General features: G+C 67.4%; 17 protein-coding genes. 10 read left to right on the top strand and 7 right to left on the bottom strand.

Annotation, left to right across the window (positions count from 1 at the left end; genetic code table 11):
• Nucleotides 1-37 precede the first annotated feature (37 nt).
• Both DI526_RS01880 and DI526_RS01875 read left to right on the top strand, forming a co-directional pair.
• On the top strand, nt 38-2002 hold the full coding sequence (locus DI526_RS01880) for a rhamnogalacturonan lyase (RefSeq protein WP_304273438.1): 1965 nt from the start codon (nt 38-40) through the stop codon (nt 2000-2002).
• The gene (locus DI526_RS01875) at nt 1999-3327 is read left to right on the top strand and encodes an oligogalacturonate lyase family protein (protein ID WP_304273436.1); all 1329 of its coding nucleotides are present in this window, start codon (nt 1999-2001) and stop codon (nt 3325-3327) included. The genes DI526_RS01880 and DI526_RS01875 overlap by 4 nt, the downstream gene beginning before the upstream one ends.
• Before the next feature lie 22 nt (nt 3328-3349).
• Here DI526_RS01875 and DI526_RS01870 read toward each other — a convergent pair whose 3' ends face one another.
• Genes DI526_RS01870 through DI526_RS01850 form a run of 5 tightly spaced genes read right to left on the bottom strand, consistent with a single transcriptional unit; the run spans nt 3350 to nt 8115 of the window.
• Nucleotides 3350-4588, bottom strand: coding sequence for an SGNH/GDSL hydrolase family protein (locus DI526_RS01870; RefSeq protein ID WP_304273433.1), 1239 nt, complete (start codon nt 4586-4588; stop codon nt 3350-3352).
• 25 nt (nt 4589-4613) lie between these two features.
• On the bottom strand, nt 4614-5396 hold the full coding sequence (locus tag DI526_RS01865; RefSeq protein ID WP_304273430.1) for a rhamnogalacturonan acetylesterase: 783 nt from the start codon (nt 5394-5396) through the stop codon (nt 4614-4616).
• Nucleotides 5393-6535, bottom strand: coding sequence for an FMN-dependent L-lactate dehydrogenase LldD (gene lldD / locus DI526_RS01860; RefSeq protein ID WP_304273428.1), 1143 nt, complete (start codon nt 6533-6535; stop codon nt 5393-5395). Before lldD ends, DI526_RS01865 begins: the two co-directional genes overlap by 4 nt.
• Nucleotides 6536-6539: 4 nt before the next feature.
• Nucleotides 6540-7301 (bottom strand): SDR family NAD(P)-dependent oxidoreductase, encoded by a 762-nt coding sequence (locus DI526_RS01855; RefSeq protein ID WP_304273425.1) that lies wholly within the window; start codon nt 7299-7301, stop codon nt 6540-6542.
• A 22-nt stretch (nt 7302-7323) separates the two neighbouring features.
• Nucleotides 7324-8115: an IclR family transcriptional regulator gene (locus DI526_RS01850; protein ID WP_304273422.1), complete on the bottom strand. Its 792-nt coding sequence runs from the start codon at nt 8113-8115 to the stop codon at nt 7324-7326.
• A 256-nt stretch (nt 8116-8371) separates the two neighbouring features.
• Between DI526_RS01850 and rhmD the strand changes: the two genes are divergently transcribed.
• The 8 genes from rhmD to DI526_RS01810 all read left to right on the top strand — a co-directional run bounded on the left by rhmD (nt 8372) and on the right by DI526_RS01810 (nt 19047).
• Nucleotides 8372-9550, top strand: a complete 1179-nt coding sequence (gene rhmD, locus DI526_RS01845; RefSeq protein ID WP_304273419.1) for an L-rhamnonate dehydratase — start codon at nt 8372-8374, stop codon at nt 9548-9550.
• A gap of 23 nt (nt 9551-9573) precedes the next feature.
• A complete protein-coding gene (locus tag DI526_RS01840) occupies nt 9574-10437 on the top strand; it encodes a fumarylacetoacetate hydrolase family protein (protein ID WP_304273417.1) in 864 nt (287 codons plus the stop codon).
• On the top strand, nt 10434-11201 hold the full coding sequence (locus DI526_RS01835) for an SDR family NAD(P)-dependent oxidoreductase (RefSeq protein WP_304273414.1): 768 nt from the start codon (nt 10434-10436) through the stop codon (nt 11199-11201). The genes DI526_RS01840 and DI526_RS01835 overlap by 4 nt, the downstream gene beginning before the upstream one ends.
• A gap of 19 nt (nt 11202-11220) precedes the next feature.
• On the top strand, nt 11221-12129 hold the full coding sequence (locus DI526_RS01830; protein WP_304273411.1) for an amidohydrolase: 909 nt from the start codon (nt 11221-11223) through the stop codon (nt 12127-12129).
• Nucleotides 12130-12153: 24 nt separating this feature from the next.
• Entirely contained in the window at nt 12154-12489 is a 336-nt protein-coding gene (gene rhaM / locus DI526_RS01825) for an L-rhamnose mutarotase (RefSeq protein WP_304273410.1), read from the top strand.
• Nucleotides 12490-12491: 2 nt separating this feature from the next.
• Entirely contained in the window at nt 12492-16256 is a 3765-nt protein-coding gene (locus tag DI526_RS01820) for a beta-galactosidase (RefSeq protein ID WP_304273409.1), read from the top strand.
• Nucleotides 16257-16278: 22 nt separating this feature from the next.
• A complete protein-coding gene (locus DI526_RS01815) occupies nt 16279-17388 on the top strand; it encodes a glycoside hydrolase family 105 protein (protein WP_304273407.1) in 1110 nt (369 codons plus the stop codon).
• A gap of 87 nt (nt 17389-17475) precedes the next feature.
• Nucleotides 17476-19047 (top strand): MFS transporter, encoded by a 1572-nt coding sequence (locus DI526_RS01810; protein WP_304273406.1) that lies wholly within the window; start codon nt 17476-17478, stop codon nt 19045-19047.
• Here the strand turns inward: DI526_RS01810 and DI526_RS01805 are convergent.
• Nucleotides 19044-19649, bottom strand: a complete 606-nt coding sequence (locus DI526_RS01805) for a response regulator transcription factor (RefSeq protein WP_304273403.1) — start codon at nt 19647-19649, stop codon at nt 19044-19046. The genes DI526_RS01810 and DI526_RS01805 overlap by 4 nt on opposite strands.
• Nucleotides 19646-20809, bottom strand: a complete 1164-nt coding sequence (locus DI526_RS01800) for a sensor histidine kinase (RefSeq protein ID WP_304273400.1) — start codon at nt 20807-20809, stop codon at nt 19646-19648. Before DI526_RS01800 ends, DI526_RS01805 begins: the two co-directional genes overlap by 4 nt.
• Nucleotide 20810 lies beyond the last annotated feature (1 nt).

The following is a 20810-nucleotide window of genomic DNA, read 5'->3' as shown; positions in this document are numbered from 1 at the left end:
GGCCCGGGACGAATAAGGCTTTGCGGGGAGTTCGCGCATGTCCATTCATTCGAAACTTGGCCTTGGCTTTGGCGTCTGCGCGCTGGCTCTCCTCGCTGTCGCGCCTGTCGCCGACGCCGCGCCGCGGTGGATGGAGAGACTGGATCGCGGCGTCGTGGCGGTTCCGGCGGTGGAGGGAGGCGTGCTGGTCAGCTGGCGGCTTCTGGGTGACGACCCGGCGAACGCGGCGTTCAACGTCTATCGTGATGGTCGGAAGCTCAACCCAGCGCCGCTCACGCGCCAGACGAACTTCATCGACAGGACCCCGGGGGGCGGCGTCTACGCCGTGCGCCTGGTCACGAAGGGCAAGGAAGGCCCCGCGAGCCCACCCGCCAAGGCGTGGGCCGACGGTTATCTCGCGATCCCGATCGAGCCGCCGCCGGGCGGCGTCACACCCGCCGGCGAGACCTATGGCTACAGCGCCAACGACGCCAGCGTCGGCGACCTGGACGGCGACGGCCGCTACGAGATCGTGCTGAAGTGGGACCCGACCAATTCCAAGGACAACGCCTTTGGCGGCTACACCGGCGACGTCTATCTCGACGCCTACACGCTGGAGGGTCAGCGGCTGTGGCGCATCGACCTGGGCCGCAACATCCGCGCCGGGGCGCACTACACGCAGTTCCAAGTCTATGACTATGACGGCGACGGCAAGGCCGAGATCGCCGTGCGCACCAGCGACGGAACGGTCGACGGAACCGGCAAGGTGCTGGGCGATCCCAACGCCGACTGGCGCGAGACCGGCGGCGAGCGTCCCCAGGCCGACAAGACCGGCGCCTTCGTACAGCCCGACGGGACCAAGGTCGCCAAGGTGCAGGGGCGGATCCTCAAGGGTCCCGAATTCCTGACCATCTTCGAAGGCGCGACCGGCAAGGCCCTGGCCAGCGCCCCCTACGCGCCTGCCCGCGATCCACGCACCGACGCCCCGACGGTCGAGCAGATGACGCAGGTGTGGGGCGACGGCTATGGCAACCGCTCGGATCGCTTCCTGGCTGGCACGGCCTATCTCGACGGCGAGCGGCCAAGTATCATCATGGGGCGCGGCTACTACGCCCGCTCCACGATCGCCGCCTGGGACTATCGCGACGGCAAGCTGACCCAACGCTGGCTGTTCGACAGCGCCGCGCCGGGGAACGAGGCCTACGGCGGTCAGGGCAATCACCAGCTCAGCGTCGCCGATGTCGATGGCGACGGCCGCGACGAGATCCTGTACGGCTCGATGGCGATCGACGATAACGGCCAGGGCCTGTGGAGCGCGCGCCTCTTCCATGGCGACGCGATGCACGTCGGCGACCTCGATCCGACCCATCCGGGCCTCGAGAAGTTCGGCGTGCACGAGAGCCCCAAGATCAATGGCGGGATCGGCGCGGCCATGCTCGACGCCAGGACCGGCAAGGTGCTGTGGAGCACGCCCACGGAGAAGGACACTGGCCGCGGCCTCGCCGCCGACATCGACTCGCGCTTCCCGGGCGACGAGGCCTGGGGCTCCAACCAGGACACGCTCTACACCGCGCAGGGCAAGGCCATTGAAGGCGTGAAGCATCCGCGCCAGACCAACTTCGCGATCTGGTGGGACGGCGACGACCTGCGCGAGCTGCTCGACAAGAACCAGATCAGCAAGTGGGACTGGAAGACCGGCCAGGCCGTTCCGTTGCTGACCGCCGAGGGCATGACGTCGAACAACGGCACCAAGGCCACGCCGACCCTGTCGGCCGACATCCTGGGCGACTGGCGCGAGGAGGTGATCTGGCGCGCCGAGGACAACAGGTCGCTGCGGATCTATGAGACGCCCTACCCCACCGAACGCCGGGTGGTGACGCTGATGCACGATCCGCAATACCGGGTCTCGATCGCCTGGCAGAACACCGCCTACAACCAGCCGCCGCACACCAGCTTCCATCTCGGCCAAGGCATGAAGACGCCCAAGCCGGCGGCCATCGTCACCCGGAAAGCCTCGCAATGAAGTCGTTCCTGATCGGCGGCGCGGCCGCTTTTCTGCTGGCGGGCCTCGCCCACGGCCAGGACCTGCAGACCGCCGCAAAACCTGGCGCGCCCGAGCCGCCGGTGGAGTGGGTCGACAAGAGCACGGGTCACCGGATCGTCCGCCTGTCGCGCGAACCCGGCAGCTCCAGCCTCTATTTCAACTACAACGCTTACACGCCCAAGGGCGACCGGCTAGTCTTCGCGACGCCTACGGGCATCACCGCCATGGACCTGAAGACCCGCGCCCTGACCAAGATCGTCGAGGGCAAGGTCAAGCTGCTCTTCGTCGGCCGCAAGACGGGGGCGGTCTACTACGAGAAGGCGCTGACCGCAGATCCGATGGGCCCCAAGGTCGTGATGGCGACCGATCCCTACACCAAGGCCACGCGCGAGGTCGCCAAGGTGGATCGCGGCGGCTTCCAGACGATCAACGCGGACGAGACCCTGCTGGCCGGCGTCGCCATCCGAACGGACGTCCCGACGCCGCCGAACCTGGCCGACGCCCTGCCCAAGAACCCCGACGACGTCAAAAGCGCCGACGGCAAGGCGCTTTCCTACGCCGAGGGGCGCGAGGTACAGTTGAACGCGCGCCTCGACAGCCGCATCCCGATGGAGATCTTCACGATCAACACGGTCACCGGCGAGCGCAAGGTCGTCCATCAGGCCACCGACTGGCTGAACCACCTGCAGTTCTCGCCGACCGATCCGGGCCTGCTGATGTTCTGCCACGAGGGTCCCTGGCACAAGGTCGACCGGCTGTGGCTGGTGCGGACGGACAAGGCCGGCGACGCCCCGGTCAAGATCCACACCCGCACGATGAACATGGAGATCGCGGGCCACGAGTGGTTCTCCGCCGACGGCAAGACCGTCTGGTACGACCTGCAGACCCCGCGTGGCGAAGACTTTTGGGTCGCCGGCTACGAGATCGCCAATGGCAAGCGCACCTGGCTGCACCTGGAGCGCAATGCCTGGTCGGTGCACTTCAATTCGTCGCCGGACGGCAAGCTGTTCGCCGGCGACGGCGGCGACAGCGAGATGGTGGCCCATGCGCCGGACGGCAAATGGATCGTGCTGCTGAAGCCGCGCGCCATCCCAGACGTCGCGGGCATCCATGCGCCGGGCGCGGAGCACCTGATCAGCCCCGGCGTGCTGGACGCCGAGCGCCTGGTCGACATGCGCGGGCATGATTATCGGCTGGAGCCGAACGTCAACTTCACGCCGGACGCCAAGTGGCTGGTGTTCCGCTCGAACATGCACGGCGCCAACCAGGTCTACGCCGTGGAGATCGCCAAGGCCCAACCCTGAGAGCGAGGCCCTGACGCTCGCCTCATCGCGCGCCGAACAGCGCCTTGTCGGCGGTTTCCGCCATGCGCGCATAGCCGGCGTCGCCGGGGTGCAGGAAGTCGCCGCTGTGCAGGCCTTCCAGCATCCGGGAGGGCTTGGCGGGGTCCTTCATGGCCGCCTCGAAGTCGATGACGCCGTCGAATTCGCCGCTGCTCCGGATCCAGGCGTTGACCGCCTGCCGCGTGGTCTCGCCGGCGGCGTGGAAGTACATCGCGCCCTCGAACGGCAACAGCGTGCCCGCGTAGATCTTCACGCCCCGCGCATGCGCCCGGGCGATCAGCTGGCGGTAGCCGGCGATCAGCTCGTCGGCGGTGACGGCCTCATTGGCATAGCCCGGCTGAGCGGCGCGGCCGATGTCGTTGATGCCTTCCAGCACCACCACGCTGGAAACGCCCGGAATCGACAGCACGTCGCGGTCGAAGCGCGTCAGAGCGCTGGGGCCGGAGCCTTCGCGCAGCAGCCGGCCGCCGCTGATACCGACATTGACCACGCCCGTGTCGAGACCCCGCGCCGCGAGCCGAGCGGCCAGTTGCTCCGGCCAGCCCATGTCGGCGTCCGGCGTCGAGCGCGCGCCTTCGGTGATGGAGTCGCCGATGGTCACGATCACCGGCCGCTGGGCGGCGCCGCGCACCTCGACACCGGAAACGAGGCCGGGGCCGCGCAGCGCCTGCTCGCCGGGGATCTCGCTCTTGGCCGTGTGATTGCCCTGAGGCGAGACGAACAGACGGACGCGGTGGCCCGCCGGAACGGTCGGCTCGACATAGAAGGTCGAGACCGAGAGGTGGTCCATCGCCTTGACCGGCAATGCGATCGGATCGCTCAGCAGTGGCGCGCCCGGCGGAAGGGAGGCCTCGGACTTGCCGCCGAAGGTGACGGCGATCGGCGCCCCCTGGATCTTGCCGTCCGCGCTGGCCAGCGCCACCGTCATCGCGCCGACCTTCAGCGAGCGCTCGCTGAGCTCGTTGGTCAGGCGCAGCCGGACGGCGTCGCCGCCGAGATTGAGACGAACGACTTGGCGGACGGTGACGTCCGCGAACGCACGAAGCTCGTTCGGCCGCGCGACGGCCACGGACTGCAAAGGCGCTATACCCCAGGCCGCCGACCAGGTTGAGAGCGGAGCCGCCGCGATCGCCGGCTTCGGTTTGGGCGCCGCGACCACGGGTCCCGCGGCCAGCACAGCGGCGATCGCCGCGAACGGCAGGCCGGCGCGCAAGAGCTTCATGGTCTTCCTCCCTCGATTATTGTCGTCAGGGGCAGGTAGGCCCGCCCAGACGCGGCTGACCAGCGACGGAGGCCGGATGAACGCGACGCGAGATCGGCAGCTTCAAGCCGGCCAATCGCGTGGCGACCAACGCCGCGCCCAGGCGCGCGCCCTGCTCGTTGATGTGGGTGTCGTCGCTGATCCCGTCGGGATAGCGCGCCACATGGTCGTAGGGTTGGTACTGAAGATAGAGCCTCTGCGAGGCCAGTGGTCCCCTCGCCTTCAGCGCCGTCAGCATGTCGCCGTCCAGGTCGACCAAAGGGACCTTCAGGTCCTGAGCCACCCGATGGATGGTCGCCGCATAGGGGCCGTGAGCGTCCTTGGGCTCACCGTTCTCCCACATCCAGCGCGCGATCGGCGTCACCAGGACCGGGGTGGCCTTGGCCTTTCGGACATCGGCTACGAAGCGTCGCAGATTGACGTCGTAGACGCCGTTCGGATCGGTGTGGCGCTCGATCTTCTTGGTGTCGGCGTCGTTGTGGCCGAACTGGATCAGCACCGTATCGCCGGGCTGGAGTTGGGCGACCAATTGGTCCCACAGCCCCTCCTCGATGAAGGTCTTGGTCGAGCGACCGCCGCGCGCCAGGTTCACCACCTGAACGCCTGAATCCAGCGAACACTTGAGCACCATCCCCCACCCCATCTGCGGATAGCGGTCGGCGGTGTAGTTCGCGGCGGTGGAGTCGCTGGCGATGACGATCCGAGGCCCAGGGGACGTCGGTGCGGGCGCGGCCGCCAAGGCGGCGGCCAAGGCGAGCGCGGCGATCACGATTTCAGCTCCGCCAGGATAGACCGATCGATGCTGGCGACATCGCGAACGCCTGTCAGGGCCATGGCCACGCGCATCTCCTTCTCGATCAGGTCGAGGAGCTGGGTGACGCCGGTCTCGCCGCGCGCGGCCAGGGCGTAGACGGCGGCGCGGCCCAAGAGGACGCCCTTGGCGCCCAGGGCCAGCATCCGGACGACGTCCAGGCCGGAGCGCACGCCGCTGTCGGCGAGCACGGTCAGGCGATCACCGACCGCGTCGGCGATCGCCGGCAGGGCTCGCGCGCTGGACAGCACGCCGTCCAGCTGTCGGCCACCATGGTTGGAGACCACGACGCCGTCCGCGCCGATGTCGGCGGCGGCCTTGGCGTCCTCGGGATCCAATACGCCCTTGATGATCAGCGGGCCCTTCCAGAGGTCGCGGATCCATTCGAGGTCCTTCCACTGGATGGAGGGATCGAAGTTCGCCCCCAGCCAGCCCATGAAGTCCTCGAGGCCAGAGTTCTCGCCCAGCACCGGCGCGACATTGCCCAGGGTGTGAGGACGTCCCATCACGCCGACGTCCCAGGCCCAGGACGGCTTGAACATCGCCTGCACCAGGCGACGGGCGGCGGCGTTGGGACCGCTCATGCCCGAATGGGCGTCGCGATAGCGGGCTCCCGGCACCGGCATGTCGACCGTGAACACCAGGGCCGTGGCCCCGGCCTCTCGCGCCCGGGTCAGCAGGTCGCGCATGAAGGCCCGGTCACGCAGCACGTAGAGCTGGAACCAGATCGGCGCGGTCGAGGCCTTGCTGACCTCGTCGACGTCGCAGACCGAGACGGTGGACAGGCAGAACGGCACGCCCTTCTTGGCGGCGGCGCGGGCGGCCTGGCATTCGCCGCGGCGGGCGTACATTCCCGTCAGGCCCACCGGCGCCAGGGCGACCGGCAGGGCCTGCTTGACGCCAAACAGCGTGGTCGAGGGATCGCCGGCCGAGACGTCCTTCAGCACGCGCTGACGCAAGGCGATGTCGGCGAGGTCCGAGACGTTGCGGCCCAGGGTCCGCTCGGCGTAGGCCCCGCCGTCGATATAGTCGAACAGGAAGCGGGGCAGCTTGCGTCGCGCCGCTTCACGGAAATCGGTCGTGGATGAGACGATCATCAGCCTACTGCAGGTTCACGAAAGCGCCGCCGTCGACCAGCAGCGCCGCGCCGGTCACGTACTTGGCGAGGTCCGAGGCCAGGAACACGATCGGCCCGGCTAGGTCGTCCGGCTCGCCCAAACGGCCGAGCGGGATGCGGCCGCTCATGTACTCGCGCTTGGCGACGTCGGCGAGGTCTTCCTTGTTGATCGCCGTCTCGATGGTGCCGGGCAGCACGGAATTGCAGCGGATGCCGTGCTTGCCCAGCGCGATCGCCGTCGACTGCATCAGACTGTGCACGCCGGCCTTGGTCGGGGTGTAGTGCGTCTGCATGCCGCCGCCGACCAGGGCGCTGATCGAGCTGACGGCGATGATCGCGCCGCCGTGACCTTGCTTCACCATCTGGTTGGCCGCCGCCTGGACCATGTAATAGGCGCCGAACAGATTGACCTTCATGGTCCGCTCCATGACCTCGGGCGGCATGTCGAGGAAGGCGTGGAACGGGCAGATGCCGGCGTTGTTGACGAAGACGTCGACCTTGCCGAAGGCGTCGACGGCGGCCTGGACGAAGGCGCTGGCCGTCTCGACCTCGGCGACGTCGCCCTTCACGGCGATCGCGCGGCGACCCAGGGCCTCGATCTCGCGCACGGCGTCGGCCGCGCCGGCTTCGTCGGAGTGGTAGTTGATCGCCACGTCCGCGCCGTGCCGGGCGCAACCGATCGCGGCGGCCTTTCCGATTCCTTGGGAGGCGCCGGTCACCAGCACCACCTTGTCCTTCAGCAGCATCCCTACCTCTTGCTTTTTCTCATCAGCGGACGACCCGCTTTCCGTTCCAGCCGAGATCGCGGCCGATGGCGTTGGCCGTGTCGCGTACGTCGTCGACCAGAGTCTTCATGCGGTCGTCGTCCATATACTGGGCCGCGCCCGAGACGCTGATCGCGCCGACGATCTGGCCCGCCGCGCCGCGAATCGGCGCGGCCACGCAGCGAATGCGGTCTTCGTTCTCTTCCAAGTCGAAGGCGACGCCGCGCTTGGCGTAGTCGCGCATCCAGTCGATCCACTGCGTCTCGTCGGGCGCGCCGGGCGGCGGCGGGCCTTCCGAGCGATAGAGATCACGCCAGCGCTCCTCGACCTCATCCAGCACGAGCGCCTTGCCCAGGCCCGTCGAGCGGATCGGCTGGCGGTCGCCCACGCGCGAGCTGATATTGATCCGCCGCCGGCCCGTCAGCTTGTCGAGATAGAGCGCTCGTCCGTCGTCGAGCACGCCCAAGTGCACCGTGTCCTCGGTGTCTTCCCAGAGCTTTTCGAGATGCGGCCGCGCGATCCGCGGCAGGTCCATCTGCTGACTGGCCAGATAGCCCAGCTCCAGAAGCTTTGAGCCGAGGCTGTAGCCCTCGCGCGGCGCCTGCGACAGCAATCGACGCTCCACCAGGGCCGTCGCCAGCCGATGGGTGGTGCTGCGAGTCAGGCCCAGCTGCTTGGCGAGGGCCGGCAAGGCGATGGTCCCGGACTCGGCGACGACATCCAACAGGTCCAGACCCCTGAACAGCGTCTGGCTGCCGCTGGGAGACTTGGGCGCCGTCTTGTCGTCCTCCGCCATCGTCTCCGCTCCCCTTGACGCTCGTTTCATTTTATAGCACTACCTCTCATATTGTGGAACGCAAGGCAAGCCGCCGGGCAGCGACTCTATGGGGCCGCCGCACCAAGCGGAGCGATAGCGTGTCATAGGTTGTGTTGGGGAGGTAGGCGCGGCCAAACCGCGCCGTGTCTGGCCGAAATGTTCGGCGGACGGGCCTTCCTTGTCTCGGAGGGGGGGCGTTCAGCGCGCCCGCCAATTGGTTGGAGCCTCGTCGTCCATGGCGTTCCCCGTCATCAAGCACGTTCGCGCCTTTGTCGTCCGGGGCGGCGGCGCCGACTATCACGACCAGGGCGACGGCCACTGGATCGACGACCACATCGCCACGCCGATGTCGCGCTATCCCGAGTACCGCCAGAGCCGCCAGAGCTTCGGCATCAACGTGCTGGGCACGCTGGTCGTCGAAATCGAGGCCGCCGACGGCACGATCGGCTTCGCGGTCACCACCGGCGGCGAGCCGGCCGCCTACATCGTCGAAAAGCATCTCTCCCGCTTCTTGGAAGGCCGCGACCCGACCGAAGTCGAGAAGATCTGGGACCAGATGTACTTCTCGACCCAGTACTACGGCCGCAAGGGCCTGGTGGTGAACGCCATCTCCGGCGTCGACCTGGCGCTCTACGACTTGCTGGGCAAGCTACGGCAGGAGCCGGTCTACGCCTTGCTGGGCGGCAAGGTTCGCGACGAGCTGACCTTCTACGCCACCGGCGCGCGCCCGGATCTGGCCAAGCAGATGGGCTTCATCGGCGGCAAGATGCCCCTGCACCACGGGCCCGCCGAGGGCGAGGAAGGCCTGCGCAAGAACATCGAAGAGCTGGCCACGATGCGCGAGCGCGTGGGCGAGGACTTCTGGCTGATGTTCGACTGCTGGATGTCGCTGGACCTCAACTACGCCACCAAGCTGGCCCACAAGGCCCATGAGTATGGCCTCAAGTGGATCGAGGAGGCGCTGAGCCCCGACGACTATTGGGGCTACCGCGACCTGAAGAAGAACGCGCCGACGGGCATGCTGGTCACCACCGGCGAGCACGAAGCCACGCGCTGGGGCTTTCGCATGCTGCTGGAGATGGAGTGCTGCGACATCATCCAGCCGGACGTGGGCTGGTGCGGCGGCGTCACCGAGCTGATCAAGATCGCCAACCTGGCCGACAGCAAGGGCGTGCTGATGATCCCGCACGGCTCGAGCGTCTACAGCTACCACTTCGTCATCACGCGCCATAACAGCCCGTTCGCCGAGTTCCTGATGATGGCGCCCAAGGCCGACGAGGTGGTGCCGATGTTCCACCCGCAGCTGATCGGCGAACCCGTGCCGGTGAACGGCAAGCTCAAGCTCTCCGACGCGCCGGGCTTCGGCGTCGAACTCAATCGCGAGGTCGGTCTGCACCGGCCTTACGCCCGCTAGTCCTCCCTCAAGGCGCAAGACCTATGAAACTGCTCCGTTACGGCCCCAAGGGCTCCGAAAAGCCCGGCCTGCTCGACGCCGACGGCAAGATCCGCGACCTGTCGGCCCACGTGTCCGACATTGACGGCGCGACCATCACGCCCGAAGGCTTGAAAAAGCTGGCCGCTATTGATCCGTCCACCCTGCCCGTCGTCGAAGGCTCGCCCCGCTACGGCGTGCCGGTTGGCCGCGTCGGCAAGTTCCTGGCCATCGGCCTCAACTTCGCCGACCACGCCAAGGAAGCCGGCCTGGAGCCGCCGCCCGAGCCGATCTTCTTCACCAAGGCGATCAGCTGCCTGAACGGCCCCAACGACGACGTCATGCTGCCCAAGGACGCCGTGAAGGGCGATTGGGAGGTCGAGCTGGGCGTCGTGATCGGCAAGCGCGCGCGCTATGTCGAGCAGGCCGACGCCCTGGACCACGTCGCCGGCTACGTGCTGGTCAACGACGTCTCCGAGCGCGCCTTCCAAAAGGAGCTGGGCAGCCAGTGGGACAAGGGCAAGGGCTGCGACACCTTCGGTCCGGTCGGCCCTTGGCTGGTCACCGCTGACGAGGTCGGAGATTGCCAGAACCTGGACATGTGGCTGGACCTCAACGGCAAGCGCATGCAGACCGGCAACAGCAAGACGATGATCTTCGGCGTCGCCGAGCTGATCGCCTATATGAGCCGCTTCATCACCCTGGAGCCGGGCGACATCCTGACCACCGGCACCCCACCCGGCGTCGGCGAAGGCCAAAAGCCCGACAAGATCTTCCTGAAGCCCGGCGACGTCATGGAACTGGGCATCGAAAAGCTTGGCTCGCAACGCCAGACCGTCATCGCCTGGACCAAGGAAGGCGTCGCGTGAGCTCCACCTCCTCTTCCAAAGTCTACGCCGATCGCTTCGCTGGCCGTACGGCCGTGATCACCGGCGGCGCCTCCGGCCTGGGCAAGACCGTCGCCGCCCGCATCGTCGCCGAGGGCGGCAAGGTCTCGCTGTGGGACCTCGACACGGACGGGCTGAAGGCGGCGGCCGCAGAGGTCGGCGCGAGCCACACCGCGGCGCTCGACGTCTCGGACGAGGCCTCTGTCCTGGCGGCCGCAGAGAGCGCCAACGAAGCCCTCGGCCGGATCGACATCCTAGTCGCCTCCGCCGGGATCACCGGCGCCACGGCCACGGTCTACGAATACCCGACCGACAGCTGGAAGCGCGTGTTCGACATCAACGTCAACGGCGTCTTCTACTGCTGCAAGGCCGTGGTCCCGTTCATGCTGGCCGGCGGCTACGGCCGCATCGTCAACGTCGCCTCGGTGGCGGGCAAGGAAGGCAATCCGAACGCCGGCGCCTATTCGGCGTCCAAGGCGGCGGTGATCGGCCTGACCAAGTCGCTGGGCAAGGAACTGGCCACCAAGGGCGTGATCGCCAACAGCCTCACCCCCGCCACTTTCGAGAGCCCGATCCTGGAGCAGCTGCCGCCGAGCCAGGTTGAGTACATGAAGGGCAAGATCCCGATGGGCCGCCTGGGCGAGGTCCACGAGAGCGCCGCCATGGTCTGCTTCATGGCGTCGGAGGAGTGCAGCTTCACCACCGCCGCGACCTTCGACACCTCCGGCGGCCGGACCACGTTCTAGAACGAGAGAGATTGGAGCCATGGCGTACACGGGCCCCATCGTCGATCCCCACATGCACCTGTGGGACCTCGATCGGCACTATTACGCCTGGCTTCAGGACACGCCGCTGCCGAACAATCCGGCCGGCGACATGACGCCGATCGCCTACAGGTCCTATGGGCTCGACGACTATCTGGCCGACGCCGAGGGCTGGAACGTCGTCGAGGTCGTGCATGTCGAATGCGGCCTGCCGCCCAAGGACCAGCTATCGGAAACCGACTGGCTCCAGTCGATCGCCGACCAGCGCGGCGTGATCGGCGGCATTGTCGCTGGCGCCAATCTCGATGATCCGGGCGTCGAGGCGATTCTGGCGGCGCACGCCGCGCGCCCGAACGTTCGGGGCGTCCGCCAGATCGTCAACTGGCATAAGGACCCGGCGAAGACCTACGGGCCAACGGACAAGCTGCTGGACGCCCAGTGGCGCCAGGGTTTCGCCCTGCTGGCCAAGTACGGCCTGTCGTTCGACCTGCAACTCTATCCGTCTCAGATGGCCGTGGCCGCCGAGCTGGCCGACGTGCATCCGGACATTCCGCTGATCGTCAATCACGCGGGCATGCCCACCGATCGCGACGACGCGGGTCTCGCCGCCTGGCGCGACGGCCTGGCGGCCCTGGCCGAGCGCCCGAATGTCAGCTGCAAGATCTCCGGCCTGGCGATGATCGACCGCGCCTGGACCGTCGGGAGCTTCAAGCCCTTCGTGCTCCAGGTGATCGAGACCTTCGGCGTCGAGCGCTGCATGTTCGCCAGCAACTTCCCCGTCGAGAAGGTCCACGGAAGCTTCGGCGCCTTCTACGCGGCCTATGACGCGATCACGGCGGATTTCAGCGACGACGAGCGAGAGTCGCTCTTCGCCGGTAACGCCCCGCGGATCTACCGACTACCGAACTGACAAGAACAAGAACGGGAGGACGACATGAGCACGACCACGGAAAGCCGGCCCCTCGCCTTCCGCATGCAGCTGAAGCCCGGCGTCGCGGCCGAGTACGAACGTCGCCATGACGAACTCTGGCCCGATCTGGCCCAGGCCCTTCGCGATGCTGGCATCTACGATTATTCGATCTTCCTGGATGAGGAGACGATGAGCCTCTTCGCCGTGCTGCGTCTGCGCCCGGACCACAACAAGGACACCTTGCCGCTGCAGCCGGTGATGAAGCGCTGGTGGGACTATATGGCCGACCTGATGGCCGTGCATCCCGACAACAAACCCGTTGAGTGGCCGCTCAAGCCTGTCTTCTACTTCGAGGGCTGAGGATGCGTTCACCCCTCCTCCTGGGTCTGACGGCGGCACTGCTGGCGACAACAGCGCTGGCCGAGCCCGTCCACTACACGATGACGGCGTTCACCAACGCCAGCCAGTCGAACATGAGCGTCTACGACTCGGCGGACGGGACGCGCTTCACCTTGAAGAAGCCGCTGGCCTACACGCCGCCCAAGGGGCTGATCCGCGATCCCAGCGTGATGAAGCACACCGACGGCTGGTACTACGTCGCCTACACCACCGGCTGGTCTGGCGACACGATCGGCTTGGCGCGTAGCAAGGACCTGACGGCCTGGACGTTCCTGCGCGATGTGAAGGTCGAGGTTCCTGGCGCGACCAACAGCTGGGCGCCGGAGTGGTTCGTCGACGATGACGGCGCGCTGAGCCTGATCCTGTCGGTCTCGACCACGGGTATCGCCGGCCAGTTCCAGCCTTACCGGATCACCGCCAGCGACACGTCGCTGACGGCCTGGAGCGCGCCGAAGCCGCTGGCGGGCCTGGGTCCGAACTTCATCGACACCTTCGTGGTGCGCGAGGGCAGCCTCTACCAGGCGTTCGCCAAGAACGAGACCAGCAAGTTCATCGAGCTGTGGACCGCGCCGTCGCTGGACGGCCCCTGGCAACCGAAGGGGACCGGCGACTGGGCCGGCTGGGGCCGCTACCTCGAAGGCCCCGCCCTCGCCCGCGCGCCCGACGGCGGCTGGCGCATCTATTTCGACGAGTACATGGCCAAGCGCTACTGGCACTCCGACAGCAAGGACGGCTTCCGCACCTGGACGCCGAAGACCGAGCTGCCTGAGCTCTCAGGCACGGTCCGTCACTTCACTGTCCTGAAGGAAGGCGGCGACAACGCCGTGGCGGCCAAGCCGGCTCAAGCGCACAAGATCACCTGGGACAAGTACTCGCTGCTGGTCGACGGCCAGCGGCTGTTCTCCTGGGGCGGCGAGTTCCACCCCTTCCGCGTGCCAAGCCCCGACCTGTGGCGCGACATTCTCCAGAAGATGAAGGCCAGCGGCTACAACACGGTCGCGATCTATTTCGACTGGGGCTACCACTCGCCCAAGCAAGGGGTCTACGACTTCCAGGGTGTGCGCGACATGGATCGCGTGCTGACCATGGCCAAGGAGGAAGGCCTCTACGTCATCACCCGCGCTGGTCCCTATGTGAACGCCGAGCTGACCCGGGGCGGCTTCCCCGGGTGGCTGGTCAACCAGCAGGCCCGCGCCCGCACCGACGCGCCGGAGTACGTCACCGCCGCCGACGAGTGGCTGACCCGGATCAACGCCGTCATCGCCCGCCACCAACTGACCACGGGCCAGGGCACGGTGATCGCCCACCAGATCGAGAACGAGCTCGACGTCGTCGGCGCGCCGCAGCAGCGCTACATGAAGTGGCTGGCCGACAAGGCCAAGGCCGACGGCATCACCGTGCCGATCTTCCACAACGACAAGGGCCGCAACGGCTACTGGGTCCCCAAGGGCGCCAACGTCCCGGGCACGGTCGAAGGGCCCAACGACCTCTACGCCTTCGACGGTTATCCGGGCGGCAACTGCAAGGTCGACTCGACGCCCTCCAGCCCCGGCGTCGCGCCGGACTGGGGGATCTATGGGACCGGCGGCGCCAAGGGCGGGGCTTCGGCCAGCCCGAACACGCCGGGCTTCTTGGCCGAGTTCGGCGGCGGCTGGTTCGACTACTGGGGCAGCAACGGCGATTATGACTGCACCGCCCTCCACCGGGGTGTCGGCTATCAACGGGTGTTCTATGGCACGAACATCGCGAACGGCCTGACGCTGCAGAGCTTCTACATGACCTACGGCGGGACCAGCTGGGGCTGGCTGCCGGCGCCGGTCGTGTTCACGTCCTACGACTACGGCTCGGCCATCGACGAGGCCCGGGGCCTGCGCGACAAGGCGCGGGTGATGAAGCAGATGGGCGAGTTCATCGCCGCCGTCCCCGACCTCACCCGCATGGACAGGGGCGAGGCTGTCGTTCCCTCGAACGACAAGGTCCGGGTCTATCACAACGTCAACGCCGAGACCGGCAGCCACCTCTATGTGGTGGTCCACAATCCCAGCAGCGCCACGGGCGACGAGGCCTTCACCTTCAAGGTGAAGACCCGCGACGGCGAGTACGTTGTCCCCAGCCGGATCAAGGGCCAGGACAGCAAGTTGCTGATGGCCAGCTATGACCTGGGCGGTCAGCGGCTGGTTTACTCGACGTCCGAGATCCAGACGCACCTGAAGTGGAACGACGGCGACCTCGCGCTCCTCTACGGCCGCGCCGGCGAGGCGGGCGAGACGGTGCTGCGCTACGCCGGCGCGCCGAAGGTCGAGATCCTGGAGGGCGAAGTCGCCTCCAGCTTCGACGCCGCCAAGGGCGACCTGAAGCTGACCTACGCCCATAAAGGCCTGGCCCGCGTGCGGATCACCGGCGGCGGTCGCCCGTCCCTCACCCTGCTTCTCGCGGACGCCGAGACGGGCCAGACCTTCTGGCGGCGCGACGGCCTGCTGGTCCGAGGCCCGGGTCTCGTTCGCGGCGCGACGACAAAGGGCGCCGTGCTCAGCCTGACCGGCGACACCGAGACCGACAGCCCGCTGGAAGTCTTCGCGCCCAAGGCCGTGACCGCCATTCGCTGGAACGGCGCCAAGGTCGCGGCCAAGGCGACCGCGTCTGGCAGCCTGTTGGCCGACAAGGCCCTCCCCGGCCCGGCCGCGATCACCCTGCCCGATCTGGCCAAGCTCGACTGGAGAACGGCCACCGGCTCGCCGGAAGCCGATCCAAAGTTCGACGACAGCAAGTGGATGAGGACGGAAGGTCGTCGCAGCGGCTCGACCGTGCGCGGTCCGACCGGCCAGCCGGCGCTCGACATGAGCGCCTACGGCTTCCACAACGGCGACGTCTGGTACCGCGGCCGCTATCAGGGCCGCGCCGACATCGACACCCTGACCCTGCACTACGGCGCCGGCGGCGCGGGCATGCTGCAGGTCTGGCTGGACGGCAAGTTCCTGGGCCAGCACGAGCTGGACGGCGGCCTGCCGCGTCCGATCACGACCGGTGTCGCGACCTTCCAGATCCCCGCGGAGCTGCGCGGAACGGGCGAGCACGTCCTGTCGGTCATGGTCCGCAACAACGGCCACAACTGGGACCTCGACGCCGACGACTTCCACAAGGAGGCGCGTGGCCTCGTCTCGGCCTCGCTGTCGGGTCCGGGGACCTACAGCTTCGCCGTGCCGATCGCCTGGAAAATCCAGGGCAACAAGGGCGGCGAGGACATCGCCGATCCGGCGCGCGGCTCGCTGAACAACGGCGGCCAGTTCGGCGAACGCGAGGGCTGGCACCTGCCGGGCTTCCCAGACGCCGCCTGGGCCAAGGCCGACATGGCGGCCACCCAGCCCTACGCCGGCACGACCTGGTATCGCACGAGCTTCGATCTGGCCCTGCCCAAAGATCATGACGTCAGCCTAGGCCTGACGATCGGCGATCCGAGCCTGCCGCGCTCGCCGAACAAGCGCTACCGGGTGCTGATCTTCGTCAACGGCTGGAACATGGGCCAGTTCATCGCCCATGTCGGCCCGCAGCGGACCTTCGTCCTGCCCACCGGGATCATCGACCCGCGCGGCAAGAACACCATCGCCCTGGCGGTGACCAGCGACGGCGCTCCTGGCGACGCGCTGGAGACCGTCAAGCTCGTCAACCTGCGGACCGTGCGCGGCGGCATCCCCGTCGCCCGCGTGCCAGCCCCCGACTTCAAACCCTGATACCGGACTCCTGGAGACACCCGTGCCCAATCTCGCCCATGGCCTGGACGCCAAGGACATCAAGGCCAAGATCGCCGCCCTGATCAGCAACCTGGTCGACATCACCGACGAGACCGGCGAGTTCCTGCTGCGCCTCGACGACGGCCGGGTGATCGACACCAAAGGCTGGAACGACTGGGAGTGGACCCACGGCGTCGGTCTCTACGGCCTGTGGAAGCAGTACGAGATGCACGGCGACGAGCGCGCCTTCGACATCATGGTCAAGTGGTTCGCCGACCGCTTCGAGGCCGGCACGCCGACCAAGAACATCAACACGGTCTCGCCGTTCCTGACCCTGGCCTACCTCTACGAGGCCACCGGCGACCACACCTACATCCCCTATCTCGAGACCTGGGCCGACTACGTCATGTACGAGGGCCCGCGCACCGAGGAAGGCGGCTTCCAGCACATCGTCTTCAACAGCGAAAACCCGCAGCAACTGTGGGATGACACGCTGATGATGAGCGTGCTGCCGCTGGCCAAGATCGGCCTGCTGCTCGACCGCCCCGACTTCGTCGAGGAGGCCAAGCGCCAGTTCATGGTCCACATCAAGTACCTGGCCGACCGCAAGACCGGCCTATGGTTCCACGGCTGGACGTTCCTGGGCCGCCACAACTTCGCCGACGCCCTGTGGGCGCGCGGGAACTGCTGGGTGACGATCGCCATCCCCGAGTTCATCGAGCTGCTGGACCTCAAGCCGGGCGACGGCCTGCGCGCCTTCCTGATCGACGCGCTGGAGGCCCAGATCAAGGCGCTGACGCAGTTCCAGGACCAGGAGACAGGCCTCTGGCATACGATCATCAACGACAAGACCTCGTACCTGGAAGCCTCGGCCACGGCCGGCTTCGCCTACGGCATCCTGAAGGCCGTGCGTAAGCGCTACATCGGCAAGGACTACGAGGCCGTCGCCATCCGCGCCATCAAAGGCGTGCTGGCCAATATCGACGACAAGGGCGAGCTGCAGCAGGTCTCGTTCGGCACGCCGGTGTTCGACACCATCCAGGGCTACAAGGACATTCCGCTGACCTCGATGCCCTACGGCCAGTCCCTGGCCATGCTGGCGCTGGGCGAGTTCCAGCGCGCCTTCATCTAGGCCTCACAAGCCTTTGTATCGATTACGGTCCAGCCCTCGCGGCTGGACCGATGGGGCGGCAAGACCCCTCAACGGGAAGAAATGCAAATGGCCACGCCGGACGTCCGCAAGCCGACCTGGATCAACTACTGGGGCTGGGGCTCGGGCGATATGCTCGGCGCCGGCGCCCAGGCGGTGATCACCGGCTGGCTGGCCTATTTCTTCATCACCTTCTGCGGCCTCTCGCCGGTCGAGACCGGCCTGATCCTGGGCCTTCCGCGCCTTCTGGAAGCGATCACCTGCCCGCTGATCGGCTATGTTTCCGACAACCTTCGCCATACCTGGATCGGGCGAAAGATCGGGCGGCGAAAGATCTTCCTGATCCTCACCATCCCGCTGCTGCCGGCCTTCGCCCTGATCTTCGTGACGGGCCAGACCTTCGCCTACTACCTGACGACCTTCATCTTCTTCGAGTTCGTCTACACGATGTTCCTGATCCCGTGGGAGACCCTCGCCGCGGAGATGACCAAGGACTACAAGGAGAAGGCCAAGTTCGCGGGCGCGCGGATGCTGGTCGCCCAGAGCTCGGCGATCTTGGCCTCATACCTGCCGACCCTGATCATCAACCACTTCGGCGGCAAGGACTCGCCCAACACCTTCCTGATCATGGCCGCGATCTTCGGCGTCCTGTTCAGCCTGGTCGTGACCCTGGTGATCCTGCTGTCCTGGGAGCGCCCCTACACCGAGGACGAGAAGCTGATCCAGCCTGAGCCGATGGATTGGGGCAAGGCGGCGATGATCCCGGTCAACATGTTCCGCGACCTGTTCTCGACCCTGAAGATCAAGGCCTTCCGCCAGCACCTGTCGCTGTATCTGGGCGGCTATATCAGCCAGGACATCTTCAACACCGCCTTCCCGCTGTTCGTGGCGACGGTGATGGTCGGCTCGACCCTGATCATCTCTCAGCTGATGACGACCATGTACGTGGCCCAACTGATCTCGGTGATGATCGCCATCCGCGTCATCATCCGCACCGGCCCTGTCATCGCCTACCGCATGGCCATCACGAGCGTCGGAGCGGCCCTGCTGCTTTTCCTGGCCTTCTACCTGATCCGCCCCAATGGTTTCGCCGAGGGCGTCGCCGGATTAAACGGCAACATCTTCGGCGGTGGGGCGCCGGCCAGCGTTCTTTTCTGGCTATTCGTGCCGATCATCCTGGCGGGCCTGGGCCGAGGCACGCTGAACTTCGTGCCTTGGGGCGTCTACAACTACCTGCCCGACGTCGACGAGGCGGTCACCGGCCAGCGCCGCGAAGGCATCTTCGCCGGCGTCATGACCCTGACCCGCAAGGTCGCCCAATCCGGCGCGATCTTGCTGACCACCAGCCTGATCGGCCTGGGCGGCTTCGTCTCGGCGCCCAAGGGCCAGCCGCTGGCGCAACAGACGCCAGAGGCCCTCAATGCATTGGTGCTCGTCATGGTCGGCGGACCGCTATTGGTGATGATCGCCGGCATGATCATCTCCTGGCGCTTCCGCCTGAACGCCCGCACCCACGCTGTCCTGGTCCACGAGGTCGAACGCCTGCGCGCCGGCGCGACCGAAGCCGAGACGCCCGAGTCCAAGCAGATCGTCGAGGACCTGACCGGCTGGAAGTGGGAGCGCCTCTGGGGCCGCGGCTAGAGCCAGCCGTTAGACCGCGCGATCCGCCCCGCCTCGACGCGGTTGGCCGCCCCCAACTTCTGGGCGGCTTCGGAGAGGTAGTTGCGGACCGTACCCGGCGACAGGTCCAGCACCTCGGCGATGTCCTTGTTCGAGCGTCCCTCCTCGGCCAGGCGCAGGATTTCGCGCTCGCGGTCGCTCAGCGGATCGGGCTCGGCGTCCCAGATGGCTTCCGAGAGTTCCGGCGCGATGGCGCGCCCCCCGGCCGCCACGGTCCGGACGGCGGCGGCCAGGACGCTGCTGGGACCATCCTTCAGGAGATAGCCCTTGACCCCGGCGTCGAGCGCGCGGCGCAGATAGCCTGGGCGACCAAAGGTGGTGACGATCAGGACGCGGGTCGACGCACCTTCGGACTTCAGCCGCGCGGCGACGTCGATCCCCGTCAGACCCGGCATCTCGATGTCCGAGATCAGCACGTCCGGCTTCTCGGCCTGGACCAATGTCATCGCCTGCCCGCCGTCGGCGGCGCGGCCGACCACCTGAATGTCCCCCTCCATCTCCAGCAAGGCGCTCAGGGCGCCCAGCACCATCTTCTGGTCTTCGGCGATCACGACGCGGATCATGGCGCGGTCTCCAAGGGGGCGGTGGCCACAAGCCGGGTGCCTTGCTTGTCGGATTTGATCTTGAGGCCGCCACCGATGGCGGCCAGGCGGGCCCGCATGCCCTTGAGGCCCGAACCTTCCGCCAGCCGCCCGCCCGCCCCGTCGTCGGCGACGGTCAGGACCAGGGAGGACGCCGTCGGCTCCAGTCGGATGTCGCACCGGGTGGCGCCGGCGTGGCGGATTACATTGGTGACCGCCTCGCGCAGCGCCATGGCCAGCACCGCTTCCTGAGCCGGATGGCCGTCCGTGGTCAGGGCGGCGATCTCGGCCTTGACCCCGGCGGCGGCCAGAGCTTGGCGCGCCTTGTCCAGTTCGAAGGCCAGCGAAGCGCCGCGCATGCCGACCACGGCGGTCCGCACCTCGCTCAGGGCCTCGCGGGCGGTCGCCGCGACGGCCTGCATCTCGCGCTCGGCCGCCTCGGGGTCGCGACCGACCAGGCGGGCGGCCAGCTCGGCCTTCACCGCGACCAGAGTCAGGGTGTGGCCCAGGAGATCGTGCAGGTCCCGGGAGATACGCTCGCGCTCGGCGGTGGTCGCAAGGGCGCGGACTTCCTCGTGAGCGACGGCGAGCTCCTGGTTCTTGCGCTCCATGTCGCTCTGCATCAGGCCGGCGAAGCCGACGATCGCGCCGAACAGCAGCCCCGACAGCCAGGCCGACAGGCCGTGGGCCTGCATCAAGGGACCAAGGGCGAGCAGCACGACCTCCAGCGCGATCATCGTCCGGATCGCCGTTCGCCGGGGCGTCATCCGGGCGGCGAAGGACATGCCGTAGATGGTGTAGACGCTCCAGCCGACGTTGAAGGGGGACAAGGCCAGGCCGATGGAGAAGATCGCCACCACCTGCCAGAGCTCAGGGCGTCCCCGTCGCCGCCAGATCATCACGAACAGGGTCAGAAAGGCGGCCGCCCCGGCGAACGAGGCGATCACCTCGACCAAGCCTGGCTTCCGGTAGAGCCAGCTGATGAAGTAGAACGGAACGTAGATCAGCCAGACAAGGTGCCAGCGCCGCTCCCAGCCGCGCAGCGGCGAGGCCGGCGCCTGGGCCGGGCGCCGCGCGGCGCCCGTCGGCGAGGGGGTGGGTTCCTGGCTCATCCGCCCGGTGTCGCGCGCCCAGAAGCTCACG

Source organism: Caulobacter segnis (genome assembly GCF_003243465.1).
Lineage (GTDB): Bacteria > Pseudomonadota > Alphaproteobacteria > Caulobacterales > Caulobacteraceae > Caulobacter > Caulobacter segnis_A.
Note: the sequence above shows the minus strand (reverse complement) of the source record. Positions and strands in the feature narration are given on the sequence as shown.